This window comes from Veillonella caviae, from assembly GCF_003992125.1.
Taxonomy (GTDB): domain Bacteria; phylum Bacillota; class Negativicutes; order Veillonellales; family Veillonellaceae; genus Veillonella; species Veillonella caviae.
In genome coordinates this window covers 1-448 of the sequence record NZ_RQUY01000053.1, presented here as the reverse complement: position 1 = coordinate 448, position 448 = coordinate 1, and the positions used below count along the sequence as shown (strand labels likewise).

The 448-nt window shown below is 31.5% G+C and carries 1 protein-coding gene; it reads right to left on the bottom strand.

Annotated elements, in window-relative coordinates; all coding sequences use genetic code 11:
• Positions 1–221 (bottom strand): hypothetical protein (locus EO120_RS09105; RefSeq protein WP_164725747.1); only part of this gene is annotated, 221 nt, incomplete at its 3' end.
• Positions 222–448: the final 227 nt, after the last annotated feature.

Sequence of the window (448 nt, the reverse complement as noted above, 5' to 3'; positions counted from 1 at the left end):
AACATATCATCACCATAGAATTTACCTTCAGCTCTAACTGCATAACTTCCATCTGCATTTTTTCTACGAGAAGGACTTTCAGCTTCTTGAATATAACTTAAAGTTACACCCTTTTCAAGCTTTTCACTCGTATTTGTTGCCGCTTGTAAAGATACATCATTAGAAGCCACTAATTTGACTGTTCTACCTGAAATTGTTTCACCAATAGATTTAATAATCACATGAAATAAACTCTCTTTCATCTCTATGACGTATCTGTAGCATCCACACAAACCTCAAATGAACGATTAAATAAAAGGACGCTATAGTTCTAAACCATTCAGTATATACTACTGAAGATTAGACTATAGCGTCCTTTTTAGATTTATGTGCATTATATTAGCATTACATGTTATTCAATAAAGACTACTATATGTACGATTTAGGTATCTAATAATATGTCAATATA